The organism is Heliomicrobium gestii (genome assembly GCF_009877435.1).
Taxonomy (GTDB): Bacteria; Bacillota; Desulfitobacteriia; order Heliobacteriales; family Heliobacteriaceae; genus Heliomicrobium; species Heliomicrobium gestii.
In genome coordinates this window covers 1-1,986 of the sequence record NZ_WXEX01000030.1, presented here as the reverse complement: position 1 = coordinate 1,986, position 1,986 = coordinate 1, and the positions used below count along the sequence as shown (strand labels likewise).

The window sequence follows — 1,986 nt, the reverse complement described above, 5'->3', positions numbered from 1 at the left end:
CAGCCTAGAGGCCTAACATGCCAGCCTGTCACGCTGGAGATCGCGGGTTCGAATCCCGTCTGCTCCGCCATATATTTGCCGGCGTAGCTCAACTGGTAGAGCAACTGACTTGTAATCAGTAGGTTGCGGGTTCAAGTCCTGTCGCCGGCTCCATGAGATTGTAGAGAAACTCCTTAATTTTAAGGAGTTTCTTTTATTTTTCGGAGCAGGGCGCCAATCCCCCATTCGTCGTTCAAGATAACGTATACAATGGCTTGGCAAGGCATGTCGATATGTATGAGAGGCAAAGGCGGTACTGTTGATCAAGGTATGTTGATCACGGAAGATTGCGTTTCTTCAACACAGTGGCACCGCCGATTTTTCTTACAGTAAGCTTCTCATTTCGTAGTACCGCTTCCACGGCTTTTGTGTTCTCAACTTGATTTGTTGACAATGAGACTTCGTTAACGGTTACAGGTAGTTTGATGATTTCAAGGCGCTCCTCTCGAAGCGGTATCCGCAAGGCGCTGTCATGCCCGCTTTGCGCGTTTGTCGATGTGAGGGGGGTGCTTTTTTCGATGATAAGCTCTTCTCTCTTTACGGGGACGACAATCTGTTTATGCTCCGTAATTACTTCTTTATGGACCGTCACTTCGCCTGTTTGAATTCGCTTCTTTGAGATATCCAGCTGTTCTTGACGAAGGCGAATATTTGCTTTTGCAGCATTCTCTTTCATATCTTTGAGCGCATTAACCTTGGGAACCCCAACGGCCTTTTCAGATTCCCGGGCTAGATTAGCGGGATTCATTCGTTGAGTTTGATAGAGGCCGACTACACTCCCCATGATTCCTCCGCCAACGGCGCCTAACCCTATGCCTGCCGTAATTGCGTGAAGGAGCGCCCCCAGAAGGCCGCCGGCAACGGCGCCGCAGGTGATGCCGATCACGATGGAATTGGTGACATTGGCAACTCCTTTGCGTCTATGTTCGAACTTCATCATTCGCCTGCTCCTTCGGGGAAGGGTGATAAAGGCGCCCCAGCAGTATCGGCAAACTCGTCGGCAACGTCGGTAAGTAATATGAAGTCTCTGGTAGAAACGCCTCGTAACGCGCGTTTGCGCTCACGAGGCGTTTCTAGTTTTTGAGGCATTAGTGAAGATTAGGATCTGTTTCATCGGTGACGGTATCGACATCGCCTTCCCGTTCCACTCGGGCTTCTTCCCTTTTTACCGTTTCTTCGATCTGTTCCATATTCGCTACCTCACGTTTGTAGGCAGATATCTCTCCCGTAACGACAGTATGCTTGCCCACATCAAGCCGTTCTTCCGTTACAGGAATGCTAAGGATTTCCTCGTCGCCGGTGATGGGGGTGTCACTCGGTTCATTTACCGCTCGTTGCTCAATGACCACTTCTTCATGAGTCACAGGCACATTGACGACCTTTTTTTCTTCCACGACCTCTTTTCCAAGACGGACCTCTCCAGTGGACACTCGATCTTTGGCGATGTCGAGCTCTTCCTTGCGGAGTTGAAGGGTGGTCTTATCGGTAATTTCATTTTCGAGGGTCGCTTCTTTTCTATTGTCATCTCTGTCAATGTCATCAAATATTCCCATGCTAAACCTCCTGATTTTGTTTCATATGTCTTCTCTATCATGTCCTGCAATTGAGCCAGTATTCATCCAGAATATGGTCATAGATTTTCTACATAACTTTTCGTTGACAAAGGTGTTGTTAGAGAGTAAAAAGAATAAGGGAAAACAATTGAATCCGTAGTGCTTCTTTGTTAGGTGAGGCTCCTGCATAAACAAACGCCACTGCCCGGAAACGTCGAGAGACGCCAATGGGTCAGCAAGTATTACCGGCTTAAGGTTCTACTTAATGTGGCTGAGCGGCAAGCTCTACGTTATGCAGTGCTAAAACTCAACGAGTGAAAGAAGGCCGCCGGTTCTGTGACCGTTTGCAAGACCTTCTAATACTGTATTGGAAGGTCTCTTTATTTTTTAAACT

At 47.9% G+C, this 1,986-nt stretch carries 2 protein-coding genes, 1 tRNA gene and 1 riboswitch; of the genes, 1 reads left to right on the top strand and 2 read right to left on the bottom strand.

What is annotated here, in order from left to right; translation table 11 throughout:
• Positions 1–77: 77 nt before the first annotated feature.
• Positions 78–153 (top strand) — tRNA-Thr (locus GTO89_RS16815).
• A gap of 163 nt (positions 154–316) precedes the next feature.
• On the opposite strand, the gene GTO89_RS16810 is transcribed toward GTO89_RS16815, so the two are convergent.
• On the bottom strand, positions 317–979 hold the full coding sequence (locus GTO89_RS16810; RefSeq protein WP_161263248.1) for a YsnF/AvaK domain-containing protein: 663 nt from the start codon (positions 977–979) through the stop codon (positions 317–319).
• A 148-nt stretch (positions 980–1,127) separates the two neighbouring features.
• Positions 1,128–1,592: a YsnF/AvaK domain-containing protein gene (locus GTO89_RS16805; RefSeq protein WP_161263247.1), complete on the bottom strand. Its 465-nt coding sequence runs from the start codon at positions 1,590–1,592 to the stop codon at positions 1,128–1,130.
• A 159-nt stretch (positions 1,593–1,751) separates the two neighbouring features.
• Positions 1,752–1,919, top strand: a riboswitch (M-box (ykoK) riboswitch).
• Positions 1,920–1,986 lie beyond the last annotated feature (67 nt).